Annotated in this window: 2 protein-coding genes; both read right to left on the bottom strand. The window is 58.1% G+C overall.

Annotated elements, in window-relative coordinates; all coding sequences use genetic code 11:
* Positions 1 to 194 precede the first annotated feature (194 nt).
* Positions 195 to 1,613, bottom strand: a complete 1,419-nt coding sequence (locus H5U08_RS12150) for a HEAT repeat domain-containing protein (RefSeq protein WP_297033376.1) — start codon at positions 1,611 to 1,613, stop codon at positions 195 to 197.
* Between the two features lie 245 nt (positions 1,614 to 1,858).
* Positions 1,859 to 3,625 (bottom strand): sodium:proton antiporter, encoded by a 1,767-nt coding sequence (locus H5U08_RS12145; protein WP_297033373.1) that lies wholly within the window; start codon positions 3,623 to 3,625, stop codon positions 1,859 to 1,861.
* Between the last annotated feature and the right edge of the window lie 346 nt (positions 3,626 to 3,971).

Below are 3,971 nucleotides of genomic sequence, written 5' to 3'. Positions count from 1 at the left end.
CTGCTTGCTCGCTGAAGACAGAGCCGGACATTGGACGCTAAATATGTCGCAGCCGCCGCCGGATCAATTCCGGGAAGAGTCATTGTGAAGGCATTTCCTTTCCCTGAAATGCTTCATCGTTCAAAAAACGGGACAATCCGCGCGAAATCCCTTCAAGATTGCGACCGGATCCTCAGCACACTTCGTTGAGGTTGTCACGAGGCCGGTTGATTGGATCCGCCTGCGGGAGCCGCGCCTCCGTTGGCACCGGCACTCGCTCCGAGCGATTGGAGAGCCGTGTTCAGCGTATTGAGCGCGGGCGGCAGAAGCCGGACGAGTTCGCTCGCTGGGTCGCGGGCACTGGCAGAATCGTTGAGTGCCTTGGTGATCCCATCGAGGGCTGTGTTGAACTTACCCACGAGCTGGTCTTCCGGCTTGCCGGTCAGCATACTCCGTACACCCCGAATACCTTGCTGGGCACACCCAACATATTGCGCGATCTTTCGCGGCTTCAGGCTGTCCCAGGAGCCGCTTTGGCTGGCAGATTGGATGTCGGCCACGCACAGGTCAAGCACCATCTTTCCCAAACTTTGCACAACGGCGAGGGGCGACACTCCCTGGACCTGGGAGTAGTCCAGATTTCCCAAAGCCGATGCCGCCGCCAATCGCACGGACGGTGCCTCATTCTCGTCGCTGACGAAGCCCACCAGAAACTTTACGTTTTCACCATTGGCGCCGGCTTGCCGCGTGGCCGCGAGGACGTCGATCGCCCGAACACGAAACCACTCGTGAATTCGCGGGTCGCGTTCAGCGGGCACGTTCTTATCTCCGGCAAGCTTTCGCAGCAAAGGAATGACCTGCTGGTCCCGCGTATTGGCGTCCGGAATGCCGCACGCGCAATGGCGCTCCAGGCCAACCAGGGCTGCCAGCCGCAGGGCATCGGGCTGATTGGCGTCCTGAATGAGATTGAGCAAAAAAGGCAGTGCCGCCGGGAGCGGTGTGGGAGGCTGCATCCCCCCACCCGTCGGACGTTCCCGCTCATTCAATTCACCAATGGCCAGAACAGCGCTGACGCGGACGGCGGGATCGAGCTGATTGTTCTGAGCGTAGTCGCTCAACGTACGAAACGCTATTTGCAGAAGCAGGTCACGGGGAGGCCCACCACCCCGCGCCGCGTTACCCAAATCGCTCACAATGAGCTGCGACCGTAGCTGCTGGAGTCGCGAACGGTTGCTGGCCTTGGTCCAGTTGGGGAAAAAGTACTTCTCGTAGTAATCCTGGAAGAGTTGCTGGCCATTGGCCACCGCCGAAAAGTTCCCATCCCGCAGCATTCGTTGGATGGTGCCCGCCTGCTTCGCCAGGCTATCATCGGTGGAAAGCTCGAGATAATTGGGGATGGCCGGCGGGACCGGCTTTTCCTCCGGCTGTTGCGGAGCGGTGCCTGGAAGCCCGGGTATTCCGGGCAAACCGGGGAGGGTGGGTGGCGGAGCCCCGGGCTGAGCTCCCGGAGGTGCCGAACCACGCGGCTGAGCACCTGCCGATTCAGCAACAAGCATCCCCAGGCAAACCGCGCCCAGGATGCCCAAGGAGAAAAAGACGCTTCCGCCAATCCGAGGAGAGTATTTTCTGTTCATCTGCCTATCCCGACCAAACTGGACTTGCCGCTCTCTGCGGATATACCCCGGCTATGTTCCAGCGTACTCAACCGCCGTTTTGAGTGTCAAGCGACCGGGAATCCCGCCGGGTCCCTCGCCAAAACCGACGGTCGAAGCCCCCTTAAACGAAGAATGTGATTGTGTCCTCGGGAAAAACAAAACGGCAGGGACGAGGTGGGAATTCGTCCCCGCCGTCTTCTTAACTGATCTCATTGAAAACACGATCACATGAAGAAAACGAATGTGACCAGAATGAAGAGCGGGATGAGGATACAACCGCTGTAGAGCATGTAACCGAAAAAGCTCGGCATTTTGACACCGCGTTTCTCGGCAATAGCGCGAACCATGAAATTGGGACCGTTTCCGATGTACGTATTGGCACCCATGAAGACCGCACCCAAACTGACGGCTACCAGGAGATCGTGGGCCACACCGGTGCCCGGCGGCACCAGATTTTCGCCGCCCAATGTTCGGGCGGTCTCAAAAAACACCACATACGTGGGAGCGTTGTCCAGGAACGAGGACAGTAACCCGGTGGCCCAGAAGAATTGAGCCGGCTCTGTCAGCCCCAGTCGGGGGCCTTCCACGTGGAGGATTTGCAGAGGCGGCTGCATGGTGATGAAGATACCGAAGAACAGGGCCGCCACTTCCACAATGGCCCCGTAATTAAACCGATTGGCCACCCGATTCTCATGGCTCCCAAACATCAACGACAGGGCGACCAAGCCCAGTTGGACCACTTCCCGAATATATAACGGCGGATGAAAGTTGGTTCCCGGGAAAGGCTTGCTGGGATCCAGCAGTGCCACCGCCAGGACCACGCCGATAAGAAGGGGCAAGTTCGGCCACAGCCCGCGAATCTGGAGCGGACGCACCTGCGTGACGTCCCGACGGATATCCGGTTTCTCTTCGTGGGGATAGAAGTAGAACGTGTCCCACAGGAAGTAAATGATCAACAGGCTGATGTTGACAAAAGCCCATTCTTTCCACAATTGGAAAGTCCAGAGGAACGGTACCCCACGCAGATATCCGAGGAACAGCGGCGGATCGCCGATCGGGAGCAAGCATCCCCCACAATTGCACACGATAAAGATGAAGAAGACCACCGTGTGTGCCACGTGTTTTCGTTCGCTATTTGTGTCAAGCAGAAGACGGATCAGCAGCATGGCGGCCCCTGTGGTCCCCACAAAGCTGGCCAGCACGCCGCCGATAAATATGATGATCGCGTTGGTGATCGGTTTTGCCCGCAGGTCGCCTTCGATGCGAATTCCACCGCTGATCGTGTAAAGACTGAAAAGCAACACGATGAAGGGAATGTACTCGCTGAAAATCGCGTTGGCGAAAACAGCAAAGGTGTTGCCCCAATTGGGACCCGCGGTATTCGGCTGGCTGATGTAATGGGCAGGCCAGTGCCCTTCGACCGGCTGCTCATAAACGAACAGGTAATAGGCCAAAGTTACCAGGGCCAAGATGGCCGCCACATAGAAACGGTGGAGATTGCTCTCCCACCAGTGTTCCGTCCAGGGCAAAAGGGGGAAAACCGCAATAATCAGCAGAAGAGCCACAAACGGGCTGACCATCCACAGCGGGGGATGCCCCAACGCGGCGTGCGCCTCCCCGTGCTGAGCTTCCCCCCCATGCGCAGCCTCGCCGTTTGTTGCCGTCCCCTCATTGTGCTCCAGGGAGGCGTTTTTTTCGGAAGATTGTGGCTGATTTTTTTCGGAAGTGGGGAGACTTCCCTCAACGGAATCTCCTCGCGTGGCTTCGCCCTCCGCCGGATCTCCGTGAGTTGCTTCATCGTGAGAATTGGCCGATTCCGTCTGTCGCGCCGCGGCCTGGGCCTGGGCGTGCTTCTCGGCCTCGACGATCTTTCGGGTCGCAGCTTGAGGCCAGCCCGCGATCAGGGCAAGGGCGTAGAGGACAAACACCACGCACAAGCCCGCAACGACCCGACGATTGGTTTCTGGTGACACAGGATGATCGTGCGACATACACCCGTCCTTTGCCTGTTTGTTTCCTCCCAAATGGTCCTTTCAGGGTTTCGCGGAACGGTGGCGTGTTCGACGCTTCCACGGACTCAACGGGCGCGGGCGTTGCGTGCACGCCTCAACCGTGAAACCGCAAAAAGCGATGCAAATCGCGGCGAATACAGAAGCCACACACCACATTTCTTACTCGCCACAGACTGTCTGAGATTGATTCATACAAATATAGAGTGAATTTTGTTCGCTGCCGAGATGAGGCAGCTACGGGACATTCACGACTGCCCCACACAAACCAAACTGCCCAATGACGGACGGCGAGACGTATCACCGAAGTGGGGAGCTGCCCCGGTAG

This window comes from Thermogutta sp., from assembly GCF_014359955.1.
Taxonomy (GTDB): domain Bacteria; phylum Planctomycetota; class Planctomycetia; order Pirellulales; family Thermoguttaceae; genus Thermogutta.
Note: the sequence above shows the minus strand (reverse complement) of the source record. Positions and strands in the feature narration are given on the sequence as shown.

What these genes read in the sequence shown, in the direction of transcription:
- H5U08_RS12150 (WP_297033376.1), bottom strand. Translation starts at nt 1,613, where the DNA reads ATGAACAGAAAATACTCTCCTCGGATTGGCGGAAGCGTCTTTTTCTCC.
- H5U08_RS12145 (WP_297033373.1), bottom strand. Translation starts at nt 3,625, where the DNA reads ATGTCGCACGATCATCCTGTGTCACCAGAAACCAATCGTCGGGTCGTT.